The organism is Veillonellales bacterium (assembly GCA_039680175.1).
Taxonomy (GTDB): domain Bacteria; phylum Bacillota; class Negativicutes; order JAAYSF01; family JAAYSF01; genus JBDKTO01.
In genome coordinates, this window is sequence record JBDKTO010000097.1 from 1 (window position 1) to 17963 (window position 17963).

Here is a 17963-nt window from a genome sequence, read left to right on the forward strand (position 1 = left end):
CGATTTAACGGAAAACGGCGGAGAAATCTCCAGCATGTTTTCCGGCATTAAATATTTGCATGTCGATCCGGATGATATAGGAGATATTGATTATGAAGAAAATCACCGTGTTGGGAGTCGGCAACATCTTGCTGAAAGATGAAGGCTTTGGTGTCCGGGTGGTGGAACAGCTGCAGGAGCGGTTTGACTTCCCGGAGCAGGTTCAGGTACTGGATGGCGGAACCTTGGGTATGGAATTGATGCGGTTTCTTTTAGAAACTGATAAACTGATTCTCATTGATGCAGTTTCCGGGTCGTTAACTCCCGGTTCGTTGTATGAACTGCGCGGGCAAGCGGTAAAAACTTATTTTAAAGAAAAAATTTCCTTACATGATATTGGCATTCAGGAAGTCCTGGCAGCATTGGAAGTACTGGAAAAACCGGTGAAGGAAATCGTGGTTTTGGGCGTGGAACCGGCAGTTGTTGATGTGGGACTGGAACTCAGTCCGGTAGTTGCTCCAATAGTTGAAAGCGTAATCAAAAAAGTGATTGCAGAGCTCAATGCATGGCAGGTGGAGGTCAGCAGCAATGTTTGAACAACAAGAACTTTCGCCGCAGGTAAAAGCTGTGCTGGCTGAAATCATGGCAGCATTGAAGCAATATGCCGCCGCGGGGCAAACCTGGACGATTTTTTTAGATAAGATGGCGCTTACCTTTGATGAACGAGCGGCAATTCGTGATTTCTTAGGCGAGGGAACGGTTACGATTCAATTAGCGGATAAGTCTGAGCCGGTGGAATGGTTGGAAAGCGGGATAGCAGGCGTCTGGTTTGGCGTTTATTTTAATTATGATCATAAACCTGTTTTGGAAACAATTGAAATCGGAGGCTTTCCTCAAATAGCACAAGCTCAGCCGGAAGATATCCGGCAGGGAATTCATTTGCTGCAGCAGAATTTAGGATAAAGTAAAAACAATCGGCGCAGCCGGTTGTTTTTGCTTTTGTAAATATTGAATAAAAATGTCGCAGCAGGAAATAACAACAGAAACAGCGAATTGAATGAAATGATTTGGGTAAATAGGTAGTATGGTTAGTATGGTTAGTAATATTCAGAGCGGCTTGGATGGGCGGCAGCATAGGAGGATGGAGCGATGATACGAGGGATACGTGGTGCCACGACTGTTGAAAGTAATGATTGTAAGATAATTACAGAAAGAACGGTTGAATTGTTACGGCAGATAGCAGTTGAAAATAATCTGCAAACGGAGGATATCGGGGCGGTAATCTTTAGCTCGACGCCTGACATTAACAGCAGTTTCCCGGCAGTTGGGGCCAGAAGAATCGGCTGGACAGAGGTGCCGCTGTTTGGCACCCAGGAAATTGACAATCCCAATGGCGTGCCCCGCTGTATACGGGTATTGATCTTATGGAATACTGATTTGCCGCAAAAATCAATTCATCATGTTTATCTCAGGGAAGCTGTCGTTTTGCGCCGGGATATTGTCGAATCATAGTTTGTTGTTTGTTTCTTAGCGAGAAATATGGGGGAAAGTGGTTATGAAGTTTATTTCCATTGTTACACCTGTGTTTAATGAACAGGAAAATATTGACGTTTTTTATCGGGGAATTTGCCAAAATATGGAATCACTTCCTTATGAATTTGAAATTATTTTTATTGACGATGGCTCCAGTGATGCCACACCGGCGATTTTAGAACGGTTGTCACAGCAGGATGGAAGGGTGAGAGCTTTACTATTGGCCCGTAATTTCGGCCATCAGATAGCATTGACCTGTGGGCTGGATCATGCGAATGGGGATGCGGTCATTACGATGGATGGCGATATGCAGCATCCGCCGGAAATGCTGCCAACCCTGCTTGCCAAATGGGAAGACGGGTTTGAGGTGGTGCAAACCATCCGGGTTAGTACCGAGGGAGTTTCCTGGTTCAAATCTTTTACCTCGGGGATGTTTTACAAGTTGATGAATGCCATGTCGATGGTGCGTATTCAGGAGGGAGGGTCGGATTTTCGTCTGCTGGACAAGCGGGTTGTGACAAGCTTTCGTCTGTTTAAAGAGCGGGCCCGGTTTATTCGCGGCATGATAGGAGCGATTGGTTACCGTCAAACACAGATCCAGTTTGTTGCGCCAAAGCGATATGCCGGTACTTCTAAATTTTCGCTGAAGAAGATGCTGCATTTTGCTTTGGATGGCATAACGGCATATTCAAAGTTGCCGCTGCGATTTGCCTTTTATGTCGGCATAATTTGCGGAGCAATCAGTATCGGTCTTACAATGCATGTTGTATATATCAAGCTGTTTACGGAGGAAGCCGTACCCGGCTGGGCTACAATATCGGCCAGCATTTCGCTGCTGGGAGGCATGCAATTAGTGGGCTTGGGGATTATCGGCGAATATGTGGGACGAATTTTCGAAGAAGTAAAACAGCGGCCATTATATTTAGTCCGGGCAGAACTGAAAAAAACCAAATAATTGGGATTTGGGAAAAAAATGTTTTATCCGGCAGGATTTTGGACAAGCAGGGCGAATAATAACTAATAATAATTTATGATGCGAATAGTAATAAAGCCGAATCCAACGTAGGAACGGGGAAACCGGTTTTCAGGGGTGAACCTTATAGCACATTGCTGATTGTGTTATAAACAGGGCAGTACTCAGCCCAAACCCGTCAGCTAACCTCGTAGGCTATTGAGAGGAGTATGGACGATTGCACAATGTTTTCCGGATCATGGCGGTTTTTTTGTTTTTGCTTAGTTTTACCATCGCCGCTCAGGCAAATGCATTCCAGGAAGGAGATCGGGGACAGGAGGTTGCTATCATTCAGCAACAGCTTAATGCTTTGGGATATAATGCCGGTAGCGCGGATGGCGATTACGGTTTCGTAACACAAAATGCGGTAAAGAGTTTTCAGAGAGATCGGGGCTTGGATGCGGATGGAGTTGTTGGTACACAGACTTATCGTGCCTTGATGGGCCGGGATATTCCGGCAAGCCGGGGAGATCGGTCCAGTTCGTTGGCTCGTCGGCTAGTGCAGACTTCACTGTATTATCGCGGTGTGCCGTATGCGTTTGGCGGTACTACGCCGGACGGCTTTGATTGTTCCGGCTTTACCCGTTATATATTTGCCCAGGTTGGGGTATACTTGCCGCGGGCAGCCGATGAGCAGTATGATGTAGGCAGATGGGTTTCCTACAATAGTCTGCAGCCGGGAGATCTGGTGTATTTTAGTACATATGCTCCGGGCGCGTCTCATGTGGGAATTTATCTGGGAGACGGACAGTTTATTAGTGCGACATCAAGCCGGGGAGTGGCTGTCAGCAGCTTGGACGGCGGATATTGGGGGCCTCGCTATATTGGCGCTCGCCGGGTACTGTAAACAAAAACTGAAATAAAGGGGGGGAGGCACGATGTGCTTCCCCTTATTGTTTGTAGAAAAAATTTTTTTAAAAACAAAGGATTTTGCCAATAAAAATTGTATTTAAAAATGATAGCTGTTGGGGAAAAATTTTGGGCACTACTAAAGCAATCGCGGTACTGTATAGTATCTTAAAGGATTTACGGGGGCTTATATGCTTGGGTTATATTGGCGTAATTTCATAGTTCCATATTGGTCATTAGTTTTAAAAGCAGTGCTATGTTTTATGATTGCGACTGCGGCTGGGCTAAGTGCGCCGATTATTATAAAATTGTTGATTGACGATTCCTTAGTCCGTGGCGATATTGGCTATTTACATTGTATTGCAATAGGTATCGTTGTTTTATATTTAATCCGGGGAGGATTTTCCTTCGCTTACGGACATCAAATGGCGAAAGCCGGCAATGACATGGTGGCGCAAATGCGAAAAGAGATGTTTTCCCGCCTGCATTCTCTTGATTATGCTTATTTTGTCAATACGCCTACCGGCGAGATTATATCCCTGTTTACGAATGATTTATGGCTGATTCAGCAGGCGGTGTCATTGGGAATTCCCGATGTGGTGGTTGAGTCCCTCAATGTCGTCGCCATTATGGTAATTATGATTTATTTTGACTGGCAGCTGGCCTTGGTAACCTTTGCTACAATTCCCTTTATCATATTCGCGATTGGCTATTTCAATAAAAAAATTGCCAGTCTGGGCATGCTGGTAGAGCATACTTTGGCTAAAGTGACCAGTATGCTGCATCAGTCGATTTTATCGGTAACTGTAGTGCAAAGTTACGTCCGGGAGGAGTATGAATACCGGCGATTCAGTTCTAAAATTCATCAGGTAGCCAATGAATTTCTTAAAGTGCAAAGGCTGAATGCAATTTTAATTCCGTTAGTAGAGTTTTTAGCCGCTATCGGCTTAACCATTATTGTTTGGTACGGCGGTCGTGAAGTAATACAGGGTGATTTGACCATTGGCGGAATGTTTGCTTTTTTAATTTATATTATTAACCTGCCAACGCCAATTCGCAAAATCAGTGAGGCCATTACCCGGATGAAAATGGGCGTAGTTGCCTGGCAGCGCATAAGTACTTTGGAACGGCAGCCTCATACTGTGCCGGACGGGAATATTGAATTAGTCAAAACGGAGGGAAAGGTAGAATTCAAAAATGTATCTTTTCATTACCTGCCAAGTACCGGCATCTTAAAGAATATCAATATTACGGCACAGCCTGGCGAAGTATTGGCCATAGTGGGACCCAGCGGCGCCGGCAAATCCTCCTTTGCCAACTTGCTGCTGCGCTTTTATGATCCGACGGAAGGAATCATAACAATTGATGGACAGGATATTCGCAAGCTAAAGCTAAGCTCATTGCGGCAGCATATTGGGTTTATTCAGCAGGAACCGATTTTGTTTCATGCCAGTATTTTGGAAAATATTCGTTATGGCCGGCCGACTGCCACTTTTGAGCAGGTAGAGAAGGCTGCTTTGTTAGCCAATGCTCACGAGTTTATTATGGAACTTCCGGATGGTTATCTTTCACTGGTCGGCGAACTTGGCGGAACCTTATCCGGCGGTCAGCGGCAGCGGATTGCGGTAGCAAGAGCGATTATTATGGAACCGGCTATATTGCTGCTGGATGAACCGACGGCTGCATTGGATGGCCAGGCTGAAAAACAGGTCATGCAGGCAATTCGCAATGCCAGTGTGGGGCGAACTACCTTTATTATTACCCATCGTTTGTCCACCTTAATTAGTTCGGATAAAGTAATCTATTTATCGAAAGGACAGATTACGGAAATGGGTACCCATGACCAGTTGATGGAACATGGCGGCATGTATGCCAGGGCGGTTCAATTAGGTGAATTGCAGGCATAATTTTCAAGCAGGATAGGGAGAGAGTATTGGGAGGTTATCAAGTGTGTGATGTTGCACTTTCACATGTGAGCTTTGCATATGACAATGATCAGACTGTTCTTCAGGACATTTCTCTGACTGTGTGCAGCGGCGATTTTTTGGCAATAGTTGGGCCAAATGGAGCGGGAAAAAGTACAATGCTAAAAATAATGGCCGGACTCATGCTGCCTCAGTCCGGTGACGTGAAAATAGCCGGCTGCGAAGTAAAAATAGCCCGCAAGCAGGGGATGATTGGTTATGTGCCGCAAAATTATGGGAAAAATGTAATCGGCTTTCCGGCGACAGTAGCAGAGATTGTAAAATTGGGACTGGTAACAGGAAATAGCCGTAAGAAGCTAACGTCCAGTGCCGCCAATCATATTGTCAATCATATGCTGGAGCTAGTGGGAGGCAGCGATTTACGGCAGCGGCGCATCGGTGAGTTGTCAGGCGGACAGCAGCAGCGGGTGATGGTGGCCCGGGCTCTTGCCGGCAATCCGGAATTGTTATTATTGGATGAGCCGACAAGCGGGGTGGATTTTGCTGCCAGCGCAAGAATCTATGAATTGCTGGGAAAATTAAATACAAATTTGGGAATTACCGTGGTTATGGTTTCCCATGATATTGATAAAGCCACACAATGGGTACAGAAGGTGGCTTGTATAAACCGGGGATTATGTTTTTATGGCGGAAGTAAAGAGTTTCAGGCGACTAATGTTCAGACTCGGTACTTATGGTACTATACTGGTTGACGGAGTGATAGTGTGGAATTTCTTCAATATGATTTTATGCAGCGAGCGCTGATTGCTGGGCTAATTACGGCACTTGTATGTCCGATGATTGGCATTTTTATCGTGGTGCGCCGTCAATCGCTTATTGGTGATGGGTTGGGGCATATTGCCTTTGCCGGTGTTACCGGCGGTTATTTAGTAGGGTGGTACCCGGCGGCGGGTGCATTTTTGCTGACCGTTGCGGGAGCAGTCGGCATCGAATTGGTTCGGCATCGCAATACTCAATATTCCGACATGGGATTGGCCATCTTTTTTTATACCGGCATTGCTATGGCTATTATTTTTAGTACGATTACCCGTATGCCCAGCGCCGGCCTTCTCGGCTTTTTATTTGGCAGCATTATTACGGTAACAGCAGGAGATGTGGCCGCCATTTTGCTTTGTGGAGTGGCAGTTGCTCTTTTGATTTATTTCTTGTTTGATAAGCTTATGCTAATGGCTTTGGATGAAGATGTTGCCGCTGTAGCCGGAGTGAATACCGCGATGATTAACATGGTATTCAGTATTTTAACAGCCCTGGTAGTCGTTGTCGGTATGTCGGTGGTGGGAATATTGCTGGTCAGTGCTTTAATGGTTGTTCCTGTTGCTGCCGCTTATTTGCTTCGGCAGGGATTCAGGGTTACGATGGCATGGGCCGTATTTTTTTCTATCTGTTCCGTGTTAGCGGGATTGACGGTATCGTTTCAATGGGACATTGCCCCGGGGGGAACCATTGTTATGACTGCAGTCAGTATATATATTGTAATTATGGTATGCCGATATATAATGGATAGAAAAGCAAGGCTACAATGAAGATCATTTTTTTGACGGCGTCAGGAACAGGATGAAGTGCGAGTACTGTTTTATAACCGGCAGTACCATGAGGGAAGAAGCAATATTAAATAAGGTATGAGCAGCAGCCACCTGTCCGCCAATATCGTTGGTGAGATAGGTGGCTGTTGTTGTTAAAATTGTTGTACAGGGTAAAGCAATAATTACTCCCAGCAGGTTTAATACAATATGGGATATAGCTACCCGTCTGGCGGCCAGGGGAGCTGTGGCCCCGACGACAACGGAAGAGAGGCAGGAACCAATGTTATTGCCATAGACAACATAGGCGGCAGTTTCAAGATCGAGAAGATGATCTTCCGTCAGCAGCATGAGCACACCGGTAGCGGCGCTGCTGGATTGAAAGAATAAAGTGATAAGCACTCCGCCTACTATGCCGTACGCCGGATTGGTTTTTGCCGCCATCAGGCAATTCATTACCGTATCGAATTTAGGAATATCCGCTAAAGCAGCCGTCAGAATTTGCAGGCCGGTAAACATGGCTAAAAGTCCTCCTCCTGCCATAGCGGTATGCCTGAACTTTTTATTGGTGCAGCCGACTAAGAACGTGAGAATGAGCAGCGGCCATGAATATTGCGCTGGTAGAGTGAAGGCCATTAACTGGACGGTGCAGCACGTACCGATATTGGCGCCCAGTATGATACCCAGACTTTGGTAGAAAGTTAAATATTCGGCACTGACCAGACCGATAGTAATAAGGGATACTGCGGTACTGCTTTGCAGCAAAGCTGCGGCGATTGTACCAACGAGCACGCCCTGCCAGGGAGTGCGGGTGATTTTTGCTAAGCATTGCTGCAGACGACCCCACAACAATTTTTTCAGACCATAGCGCATTGTAAAGATGCCGCTCACCAGCAAGCCAATTCCCGCAATGGCTAACATGAGGATATTCATATCAGAATTCTACCTCCGCCTTTTGCTAATAATACAGCTTATTCGCGTCGATTAGAAGCTATGTAACGAACAAGTCGGATTTGAAAATTTTGCGATGCGGAAGGTACAAAGAAAAGCTCGTTACAGCATATTATGCTGTAACGAGCTTTTGAAAGTTTAGGCAATAAATGATGAATTCAAGCATACAGATTAATGAATTACGGCTAAGGAGAGAGAAAATGGAAAAAAACAGCATTGATAAGTTAACGGTTAATTTATCCCAGATCTGTGCGCCTGACAAATTGTATCACCATTTACGAATGCTATTAGTCAGACAAGAAGGGGTTGCTATTCGGCCGTTGGTATTCTTATGCATTGGCTCTGACCGGTACACCGGCGATGCGCTGGGGCCATTGATTGGTTCTTATCTCCAAGAGCATACAGGCTGCCTTGTTTATGGCAGCCTGGACCATCCGGTTCATGCCGGAAATTTAGTGGAAACGGTCCATCTCATTCATTGCCAGCAATACCATCCGATTATTGTAGCGATTGACGCATGCTTAGGCAAGCCCGGTGAAATAGGAAACATCGAAGTCTGGGAAGGCGGGCTTCAAGCAGGAATTGCTGTAGGCAACCACTTGCCCCAGGTTGGGAATATATCTATTATCGGCGTAGTAAATTCCGGCGGCCGATTCGGCTATCTGGATTTACAAAGCACACCGCTGTCGCTGGTTATGAAACTGACCAAGATGATCAGCGAGGCAGTGGAAAAAGTGATTCATGATTTGCCTGACCAGACGGAAGTGAAAATGCTGCTGGGCTAGTTTCGGCTTAGTCTTGTGGAAACAGACGATCCCAGGACATATAAACAACAATCAGTACACAAATAAACAGTATTCCCACATCACCGGCATATTGTTCCATACAATCATCTCCTGATAAAATTATATACATAGATGATTCAGAATAGTATCTATGTATCTTCCAACAACATCCAGATATAATCCAAATATTTATAGGCACAATAGACTGGGCAGCCCCATACAATGAAGCGACAGACGCAGCGGGGGTGAATGGATTCATGTCTTTTCTCATGGCTATAGCGGCTTCGATTGTAAAAGGTATTGCATTGTTGGTTTCTTATGTTGCTAACAATACATTTCCTTTGCCACTCTCAGAAAAAGAAGAGCAGCTTTATCTTGGAAGGCTGAAAAGCGGGGATGAAAACGCAAAAAATATCTTAATCGAACGCAATCTCAGATTGGTTGCCCATATTGTTAAAAAATTTGATAATACAGGCGAAGACGTAGATGATCTGATTTCTATCGGAACGATTGGCTTAATCAAAGCGATTAATACATTTGATCCGGCGAAAAAAATTCGGTTAGCAACCTATGCGGCAAGATGTATCGAAAATGCTATCCTAACACAGTGTCCAAAAGCGCTCTGAATTATACTAACCAGATTCGTTATCATGAAAAATGGCACCAGTTTATACGTCTTGGTAACCATATGTATATAATGACCTGCCATTGTCTCGGCGGCGTCAAGTATGCGCCATTGTATATGCACAGCTTCCAGTTACTGCAGCCACGCAAATTGCTTGAAGCAGAAAGGTTTAATATTAAATATTCTAGTCCTGCTGAAATTACCACAGTATCAGACAAGCTCCGCTATTACCGACATAAAAAAGGCTTGCGTCAAAAAGATGTGGCGGAAAAAACGGGAATTCACCGTGCTACTTATTGTGCGTATGAACAGGAAGACAGAAAAATCCCTTATCCTCTTGACGAATTAAGTAAAATTGCCGAGCTCTTTGGCGTTGAAATCACAGACTTACTTGATGATTATAATCTTTTTTTATACAATGGACAAGGCTGGCAAATACGGGGGTTGCGTGAAAGCCTGGGGCTGACGAAACAGGAATTCGGCATGCTATATGGGTTTCACGCGCACACGGTTAACCAATGGGAAAATGATAGTATTCAAATTTTAAAAAGTACCTGGTTGAAATTGTTTGGAAACGAATAAAAAAGAATGTCAGCAGTAATAAATGATGCAGCTTCTACTATTCTGTCAAAAAATCTAATTGCAGGTAACTTGCCGTATTAGAAGTTCTTATATGGGTAGCGCCAACATTTTCTACAAAACCCACGTTAAGTAAAAAACTGGATGAAAAGTCGAATCTTCACCTACTCTAAGCTATAACGAGTCCTTACATATAGTGGTATAATTTAGAAATACGTTATTACAGAATAGTTGTAAATTGTGAATTGAAGATAATTATATAAATGGAGGGTGTCGGCATGGACAAGAACTCTGATTATAGTACAAACGTTATAGGTGCTGGTGAGGTTGGCTACGCCACCTCGGTCGACATGGACAAGAATTTTGTTTATAAAACAAACAGCTTCTTTTGGGATACAAAAGGAAATGACGTTTTAGGAGCAATCTCGCTCCCTTTTTATGGAGCTTTTGTCTCAGAAGAAAAATGCCAACTTTTTGGCGATGTATCAGGAAAAAAGATGTTAGAGATAGGCTGTGGAACCGGTCATTCCTTGCAATATCAGGGGGAACGCAAAGCATCTGAACTATGGGGGATGGATATATCAGAAAAACAGATCGAAAAGGCAAAGCAACATTTGAGGGCATGCGGTTTTTCAGCAAAATTGATCTGTTCTCCCATGGAAGAGGAATGTGGTATACCAATGGATTATTTTGACTTTGTTTATTCGATTTATGCCATAGGTTGGACCACCGACCTTGATGGTACTTTTTGCCGGATCGCTTCTTACCTTAAAAAAGACGGCGTATTTATTTTCAGTTGGTCTCACCCTTTACACAAATGTGTTGTTGCAGAAAATAATATACTTGCTTTTAAAAAATGTTATTTCGATGAATCTTGGTATTCGGTATCTCTTGATGAAGGTGCGCTAACATTATCAGACCGTAAACTATCAACCTATGTGAACGCGTTGGCAAAAGCGGGATTTGTAATTGAGCAAATGATTGAGCAATCTGATGATGAAATTATGCAATCGCGGGGCGATAACAGCGATTTTGCCAAAAAAGCAAAGATGCTTCCTGTAACTTTTGTAATCAAAGCAAGAAAACTATAAGAATATAGTATAAGCATTTTTAGTACCAAAACGACTGCGTAGCGTTTATATTTTGTGCATTAACAAGTTTTTTCCTTTTTTAAAAATACTATAAATGGTCGTTTAAGGTTCTTTTTATGTGAGGCCGCCTTTTCATATCCATCCAGTACCTATTTCCCTACTATTCTAACCAAATGGTTGACAAGAATGGTTAGAATGGTTAGAATATAATTAGGAAATTTTTAGGAGGTAAACAGATGACTTTTCGGGAAAGCGAAACTGTAGAATTAAAAGCTGTCATTGTAGATGATATAAAAAAAGAGATCATAGCCTTTGCAAACTGCGAGGGTGGAAAACTTTATATTGGCGTCCAGGATAATGGTGAAGTTATCGGCATGGATGATCCAGATGGGGCAGCGTTGCAGATCAGTAACATGGTTCGCGACGCGATTAAGCCGGATTTGACAATGTTTCTTCACTATGAAACCCTGGAAGTAGAGGGAAAGAGCATAATTGCCGTTGATATTCAGCGCGGAACAGAACGTCCTTATTATATTGCAAAAAAAGGATTGCGTCCCGAAGGTGTTTATGTTCGGCAAGGCTATTCTTCTGTACCAGCCACAGATACAGCAATCCGGCGAATGATTAAAGAAACCGATGGCGACAGCTTTGAGGAAATGCGCTCGCTGGAACAGGAATTGACTTTTGAGGCGGCACAAAAAGAATTTTTAGGAAGAAATGTTCTGTTTGGGCCGATTCAAATGAAAACATTGGGAATTATAAATCAGGATGGTATATATACCAACCTTGGACTACTTCTTTCCGAGCAATGTGTGCATACCATTAAGGCTGCCGTTTTTGAGGGAAGCAATCAAAGTGTATTTAAAGACCGGAAAGAGTTTTCCGGCTCTCTGTTTAAACAGATGGCAGAGGTTTATGATTATATCGATTTTCACAATCAGACCCGCTCCACTTTTGATAAGCTGCGGCGTATCGATACCAGGGATTACCCGGAGGTGGCTGTCAGGGAGGCCTTGCTAAATTCCCTTGTACACCGGGAATATTCGTTCAGAGCCAGCACGCTTATCAGTATCTATAACGATAGAATAGAATTTACTTCAATTGGCGGTCTTGTTTCCGGGGTAACATTGAATGACGTGCTGATGGGTATTTCTGTTTGCCGTAACACAAAGCTGGCAAATGTGTTTTATCGTTTGGAACTGATTGAAGCCTACGGAACTGGTGTGCGAAAAATTATGAATGCTTATGAAGGAAGCGGAAAGACTCCGCAGATTGAAACATCAGATAATGCTTTTAAGATTATCCTGCCGAATCTCAACGCTCAGACTGAGAAGAAACAGATAAGCGATGAAAGGGACAGCCAAGAGGAAACAGTAATCCAGTTGGCAAGGAAACAGGGTATGGTTACACGGCAGGAAGTTGAAAGTCTGTTAGGTATCGGACAGACAACCAGTGGACGCCTGTTAAAAAAAATGATGGAAAATGGGCAGCTTATTCAGGAAGGCAAGGGAAAAACCACACATTACCGGCTTTCCCAATAAATATATTTAGGTAATGATAATTCAGGGAAAAGTTAGAAACGGCTTCAATGGCTTAAAAATCTAACCATTCTAACCAGACGAGTTGACAGAACTGGTTAGAATGGTTAGATTGGTTAGAATATAAGTGGAAAATTTTAAAATAGCAAGCAGAGGTTTTTTAGTATAGCTTGCTTTTAATTTGCTTTTATGCGTAAAAGCCTGCAATAATCTTTTTGGGTTTCTAGGGTACATTCTGCAATCAACTTGATAAATGGTTCCGCATCCGGTTGGTTAGCACGTTGTGATACACGAAGCGCCTCAATGTATTCCACCCTCAATACAGGCGGAATAGATACAATCCCATATCCATAATGCATCAACAATAAATTCATCAGCAGACGCGCTGTTCTGCCATTACCTTCAACATATGGATGGATGTCAACCAGCCATTTATGAGCAAGCGCTGCCAGTTCAATGGGATGCACTTTTCCAGATAATTGATTTACTTTATTTACATATTCCTTCATCAGTTGCGGAACTTGTTCCGGCTCCGGCGGCAGATAATCGGTTCCTGTAATATAGACGGCAATATCACGATATTTTCCGGCGTTTTGTTTGTCAATCCCTTCGTAAAACAGGCGATGCAATTCCAAAATAATATGCTCTGTAATTTTAAAAGGTTTTTCTCTGACAATCTGAAGCATAAAATCATATGCATTTGCATGACCGATTGCTTCCAAACTGTCTTTCAGAGGTTTCCCACCGGCTGTCAGCCCATCCTCCAATAGCACTTTCGTTTCAGAAATCGTAAGGGTATTTCCTTCTAGGGCATTACTGCTATAAGTTAAGCCAATTTTGAAATAGGCATCTAATTCCTTAATTTCTTCCGGCCTTAATGGACGCGTCGCTTGTATAATTTTTTTGTACGCATCTGCCTTATTAAATAATTCTTGCTTGGTCATAAAATTCAGTCGAGCAGACAATTCGACGCTCCTTTCCGAGATAGTGTTGAACCATATCCCCAGGAAATCTAGTTGATATAGGGTAGGGGATTCCATGACCTATGGTAATAACGTATCGAGGCATCTCTTACGCTGATTTTTTGCCAAAGATCACGTCCGCTAATTCTGATAAAAATTATACCATGAAAATCCAAAAGAAGGAAGTTGCCTTGCTACTAAGCACCCAAATGTGCAAAATATTGAAGGGAAAAGCCAGTATAGACGACTGTGTAAAAGCATGCTCAGAAGAAGGCAAGTACAATATTAAAATAAGTAAGTGGAGCAATCGGAAGACTGCTTCGCTTACTTATTTTTACTTGAAAGCATTTTGGATGCTGGAAACCAATTGTATTTTCTGTTCTTTAGGGCAGGGGAGCTTTGTTATGTACTTTAAAACCGCTTCGGCATGAACGACCGCAACCCTTTTTTGTAAATCGAGTAATCCTTCCGGGCTTTTTGGCGAGTGGACGATGACATTCAAATGCATCCCCTCCTTTCTGTGGATGATAAATTTTATTCGAGGACTGTTCGTCTGTATTCGAGTTATAATCCCATCTTTGACACTTGTAAGAACTACCGATATATAGATATGAATTGCTTGCCCTTTCTTTTGACGGGACAACACCAAAGTTTGCACAAAATGCTAAAATCCAAAAAATTGAAAGCAAAGAAATAGCCCTGAATTCTGACTGCCGACTGCGGCAATGAGTTCAGGGCTATTTTTCGGTTAGTCGGCTTGCTTGTCCTCTCGTAAAAACCAAATTGATTTGTTAATTATTTACTATTTTTATAATAAAATAATAAATGTACTAGGAAATATTAACTATGACAATAAGCCTAAAGTCTCATCTTTTTTTGTAAAGTCAAGAAAAAAAAGGAAAAGATAATTTAATTGCAGAAAGCTGTAAATAAATTATTAAAAAATTATTAAAAAACTGAGGGATTGGTTTACAACAATTACCATTATTACCATTTGGTATTGTTGGACCTTCCCTTATGTCTTTATATTTTGGTTATTGGGCATTGATAGGGAGAAGTATTAATGAAATCAAATATATTAAAAATTTTAGCCTTAATTTTGTGTTCGATCGGTTTCTACGTCAATTTTGCCCAGGCCGAACCGGTAATGACGGACAAGGGGAAACTAAACCAGGGCGATGAACAGCAACAACTTCAGCGGGACCGGCAAATTTCGGAAGAAAGAATGAAACGGCAAAAACAAAAAGATGTTTTGCTACCGTCGGAAAAATCAGGACAAGACGACAGTCTTCCCCAAGAGGAACCCGCTTTTTTGGTAACAAAAATAATTATTACAGGTACGGATGCTTCCCGGTTTAAGTGGCTCCAAAAACAGGCGGATCACTATAATAATCGGAGGATAGGCCAGAAAGGGCTGGATTTAATTAATAAGAGGTTAGGAAACTTGCTGCTTGATAGAGGTTACATCACAACCAGAACAGTTATTCCGGAACAAGATATATCTAAGGGAGTTCTATATATACAAATTGTGAGCGGGAAAATTGGAAACATTCGGTTTGCTCCAGCCATAAAACGGGCCGATTGGGAAAGTGCTTTTCCGGTAAAGCCGGGGGATTTACTTAATCTGCGGGATTTAGAGCAGGGACTGGAGCAGTTGCAAAGAGTACCTTCCCAAAATGTGGATTTTCAGCTGGTACCGGGGGAGATACCGGGGTTTACCGATATAGTTATTCAGATTAAACGAACGCGACCGGATCAATTTTTTTTGTCAATAGATAATGCCGGTAATAGCGCTACCGGTAAGTTGCAAGATTCATTTTTATATAATATAGACAATCTTATTGGAAAGAATGACCTTTTTTCAATTAATTTTAGTCAGGACTCGACTGAAAACAGTCCGCAAAAGGCCATTTACGACAATGCCTTAAGTTGGTCCTTTCCCAATGGATACTGGACATACAGCTTAAGATATTATGCCAACCGTTATCGGCAAACAGTCGCTTATGCGGATAATAAATTTCTTTATTCCGGAAAGGCCAGAACCTGGTCGGCTGAGGCTGAACGGTTAATCCAACGGACCCAGAATAGTAAGACCAGTTTATCTCTGACGTTAATAAAGAACCGTAGCCGTAACTACATCGATGATAGCGAAATTATAATTCAAAGAAGGGCCACGACCGCTTTAGAACTGGCCTTAACCAATAGGAAATATGTAAAACAGAATATTTGGGACTACCAACTTGCCTATCGCCGGGGCGTTCCCTGGTTTGGGGCGCAGGATGACAGCGGGAGGGAACAAACCAGCAGATATAATTTATGGACGGCCGAAATTAACTGGCAAAAACCGACCTCGGTGTGGGGCATGGCAGGCCGATATACCATGACCTTACGCGGACAATATACGCAAAGCCGTTTATATGCCAGTGATGGTTTTAGTATTGGTAATCGATATACGGTCCGGGGGTTTGATGGCGATGAAACCCTTATCGGCGAAAAAGGTTTTTATTTGCGCAATGAAATCGCCGTGCCTTTAAAAACCCGTAATCAGGAAATTTATACCGCGGTGGATTATGGAGCCGTCAGCGGAAAAGGCCTTGGTAATGCGCCTGATCAAATATTACTTGGCGGAGTACTGGGGGTTCGCGGCAGTGTAAGTCATCTGAATTTTGATGTGTTTGTAGGCTGGCCGTTGAAAAAACCGGCTTCTATGAAAACTGAAAATTCAACATGGGGTTTTCAGTGCAATTGGCGACTGTAAAGTAGAAAGCTTTTTTATGTGAGCGGTTTATCGCCCAGCAAGAAAGGGAGGGGAGCTCTTATGTTTTATATTTTTCCAGCCGGGAAGTTTTATAAAAAATTAGCGCTTTGGTTTTTAATTTTTAATCTTACCCTGCAGCCGTTTTTTTCGGCGGTTCAGGCATCCGAGGTGATTCCGGATGCCAGGCAGGGCAAAAATCCTACAGTTATACAAACTAGCAACGAAGTTACCCTGGTTAATATTTTGGCCCCGAATGACAAAGGCCTATCCCATAATCAATACCTAAATTTCCAGGTAGGCCTCAACGGGCTCATCTTTAATAACCAAACGGCGGTGCTCAAAACGCAGCTTGCGGGATATATCGCCGGGAATCCTAATTTGCTAAATAGCGGGGCAACGGTTATTTTAAATGAAATAACCGGCCGCTTACCGACCGCAATTAATGGCTATATGGAAGTTGCCGGCCAGAAGGCGGATATCATTATAGCAAATCCCAATGGAATTATTGGCAATAATTTCGGCGTTATAAATTCGGCGCGTTGTGTACTAACAACCGGGGTTCCGGTTATAGATCGTACCGGAGGTTTGGAAAAATTCCATGTTCAAGGGGGAACCGTTAGAATTGAAGGTTCAGGCTTGAACGGTTCGAAAACCGACCGGGTCGATATAATAGCTCGGGCCGTAGAAGTAAATGCGGGTATTTGGGCAAATGATTTGCATATAACAACCGGGGCCAATGATGTGACTTATAAGGACCAAATATTAGTTAATGAACCGGACCCCGCATATAACGCTAAAGGTATTGCTTTGGACGTATCCTGTTTAGGGGGCATGTATGCCAATAAAATTACCTTGATTGGCACGGAAAAGGGGGTAGGCATAAATAGTCAAGGAAGCATTTCGGCGGGAAGCGGCAATCTAACTCTTACCCAGGAAGGGAAAATTATTTTAGCCGGTAAGACTTTGTCGTCCGGTGGTATTGAACTTAACTCTAAGAATGCTTTTACGCAAAGCGGGGTTATTTATACAACCGACAATATGAACATCAAGGCGGTTAGTATCAATAACAGCGGAACAATAGCCGCAGCCAACGATGTAACTATTAATGCCCAGGATGTTACTTCGACCGGAACGCTGGGAGCAGGAATACAAAGCGGCGGCCAACTGGGATCGGCAGGTACTCTTAATATTACCGCTCAGAACAGCCTGGCGGCCAACGGCAAGAATCTGGCCGCCGGCGATATGACAATGAAAGCCGGGAACGTGGATTTACAGGGAGCCTCGACATTTATTGGCAACCAGGGAAATATTGCAGCTACCGCGGGAGATATCAATAATACAAAGGGAATCCTGCAGAGCCAAAAGGCTATCAGTTTAGCAGCCAGGGATTTAAAGAATCAAGGCGGAAAAATCAACACCAATGACAACTTAACGATAAATCTCAGTGGTGCTTTACAGAATGAGCAGGGGTTGCTGTATACCGGGCAAAATCTAACTGCTAATACTATAGGTGTGGAAAATAGCGGAACAATAGCCGCGGCCAAAGATGTAAATATTAATGCCCAGGATGTTGCCTCGACCGGAACGCTGGGAGCAGGCATACAAGGCGACGGACAACTGGGGTCGGCAGGGAATCTTACTATTACCGCCCAGAACAGCCTGGCGGCCCACGGCAAAAACCTGGCCGCCGGCGATATGACAATGAGAGCCGGGAACGTGGATTTACAGGGAGCCTCGACGTTCATAGGCAACCAGGGAAATATTGCAGCTACCGCGGGAGATATCAATAATACTAA

General features: G+C 43.4%; 17 protein-coding genes, 1 pseudogene and 1 riboswitch. Of the genes and pseudogenes, 15 read left to right on the forward strand and 3 right to left on the reverse strand.

The genetic code is table 11. The features are described 5' to 3' along the window. Nucleotides 1-92 precede the first annotated feature (92 nt). The 8 genes from ABFC84_16220 (at nucleotide 93) to ABFC84_16255 (ending at nucleotide 6881) form a co-directional block, all read left to right on the forward strand. Entirely contained in the window at nucleotides 93-575 is a 483-nt protein-coding gene (locus ABFC84_16220; GenBank protein ID MEN6414284.1) for a HyaD/HybD family hydrogenase maturation endopeptidase, read from the forward strand. Then, on the forward strand, nucleotides 568-942 hold the full coding sequence (locus ABFC84_16225; GenBank protein ID MEN6414285.1) for a hydrogenase expression/formation C-terminal domain-containing protein: 375 nt from the start codon (nucleotides 568-570) through the stop codon (nucleotides 940-942). Before ABFC84_16220 ends, ABFC84_16225 begins: the two co-directional genes overlap by 8 nt. Nucleotides 943-1128: 186 nt before the next feature. Then, a complete protein-coding gene (gene aroH, locus ABFC84_16230; protein MEN6414286.1) occupies nucleotides 1129-1491 on the forward strand; it encodes a chorismate mutase in 363 nt (120 codons plus the stop codon). A 43-nt stretch (nucleotides 1492-1534) separates the two neighbouring features. Next, entirely contained in the window at nucleotides 1535-2467 is a 933-nt protein-coding gene (locus ABFC84_16235) for a glycosyltransferase family 2 protein (GenBank protein ID MEN6414287.1), read from the forward strand. 84 nt (nucleotides 2468-2551) lie between these two features. After that, nucleotides 2552-2697, forward strand: a riboswitch (cyclic di-AMP (ydaO/yuaA leader). 5 nt (nucleotides 2698-2702) lie between these two features. After that, complete coding sequence (locus ABFC84_16240; protein MEN6414288.1) at nucleotides 2703-3371, forward strand: NlpC/P60 family protein; 669 nt, start codon at nucleotides 2703-2705, stop codon at nucleotides 3369-3371. A gap of 193 nt (nucleotides 3372-3564) precedes the next feature. After that, complete coding sequence (locus ABFC84_16245; GenBank protein MEN6414289.1) at nucleotides 3565-5280, forward strand: ABC transporter ATP-binding protein; 1716 nt, start codon at nucleotides 3565-3567, stop codon at nucleotides 5278-5280. A gap of 41 nt (nucleotides 5281-5321) precedes the next feature. Beyond that, nucleotides 5322-6050 carry a metal ABC transporter ATP-binding protein gene (locus tag ABFC84_16250; protein ID MEN6414290.1) on the forward strand — a complete coding sequence of 243 codons (729 nt, stop codon included), beginning with the start codon at nucleotides 5322-5324 and terminating at the stop codon, nucleotides 6048-6050. Nucleotides 6051-6062: 12 nt separating this feature from the next. Next, entirely contained in the window at nucleotides 6063-6881 is an 819-nt protein-coding gene (locus ABFC84_16255; protein MEN6414291.1) for a metal ABC transporter permease, read from the forward strand. A gap of 3 nt (nucleotides 6882-6884) precedes the next feature. Here the strand turns inward: ABFC84_16255 and ABFC84_16260 are convergent, their stop codons facing one another. Next, nucleotides 6885-7811 carry a Na/Pi symporter gene (locus ABFC84_16260; protein ID MEN6414292.1) on the reverse strand — a complete coding sequence of 309 codons (927 nt, stop codon included), beginning with the start codon at nucleotides 7809-7811 and terminating at the stop codon, nucleotides 6885-6887. Between the two features lie 218 nt (nucleotides 7812-8029). Between ABFC84_16260 and yyaC the strand changes: the two genes are divergently transcribed. From yyaC to ABFC84_16285, 5 genes and pseudogenes are all read left to right on the forward strand, one after another. After that, nucleotides 8030-8614 (forward strand): spore protease YyaC, encoded by a 585-nt coding sequence (yyaC, locus tag ABFC84_16265; protein ID MEN6414293.1) that lies wholly within the window; start codon nucleotides 8030-8032, stop codon nucleotides 8612-8614. Nucleotides 8615-8871: 257 nt separating this feature from the next. After that, nucleotides 8872-9216: pseudogene (locus ABFC84_16270) on the forward strand (sigma-70 family RNA polymerase sigma factor). Nucleotides 9217-9389: 173 nt separating this feature from the next. After that, on the forward strand, nucleotides 9390-9821 hold the full coding sequence (locus ABFC84_16275) for a helix-turn-helix domain-containing protein (GenBank protein MEN6414294.1): 432 nt from the start codon (nucleotides 9390-9392) through the stop codon (nucleotides 9819-9821). Nucleotides 9822-10096: 275 nt separating this feature from the next. Further along, nucleotides 10097-10909 carry a class I SAM-dependent methyltransferase gene (locus ABFC84_16280; GenBank protein ID MEN6414295.1) on the forward strand — a complete coding sequence of 271 codons (813 nt, stop codon included), beginning with the start codon at nucleotides 10097-10099 and terminating at the stop codon, nucleotides 10907-10909. 236 nt (nucleotides 10910-11145) lie between these two features. After that, entirely contained in the window at nucleotides 11146-12450 is a 1305-nt protein-coding gene (locus ABFC84_16285) for a DUF977 family protein (GenBank protein ID MEN6414296.1), read from the forward strand. Nucleotides 12451-12623: 173 nt separating this feature from the next. Here the strand turns inward: ABFC84_16285 and ABFC84_16290 are convergent, their stop codons facing one another. Both ABFC84_16290 and ABFC84_16295 read right to left on the reverse strand, forming a co-directional pair. Next, on the reverse strand, nucleotides 12624-13391 hold the full coding sequence (locus ABFC84_16290) for a Fic family protein (protein MEN6414297.1): 768 nt from the start codon (nucleotides 13389-13391) through the stop codon (nucleotides 12624-12626). Between the two features lie 352 nt (nucleotides 13392-13743). Continuing rightward, nucleotides 13744-13911, reverse strand: coding sequence for a hypothetical protein (locus tag ABFC84_16295; GenBank protein ID MEN6414298.1), 168 nt, complete (start codon nucleotides 13909-13911; stop codon nucleotides 13744-13746). Between the two features lie 561 nt (nucleotides 13912-14472). Here ABFC84_16295 and ABFC84_16300 point away from each other — a divergent pair. Both ABFC84_16300 and ABFC84_16305 read left to right on the forward strand, forming a co-directional pair. Next, complete coding sequence (locus ABFC84_16300; GenBank protein ID MEN6414299.1) at nucleotides 14473-16167, forward strand: ShlB/FhaC/HecB family hemolysin secretion/activation protein; 1695 nt, start codon at nucleotides 14473-14475, stop codon at nucleotides 16165-16167. A gap of 60 nt (nucleotides 16168-16227) precedes the next feature. Then, nucleotides 16228-17963: filamentous hemagglutinin N-terminal domain-containing protein (locus ABFC84_16305; GenBank protein MEN6414300.1), on the forward strand; the 1736-nt coding region annotated here is incomplete at its 3' end.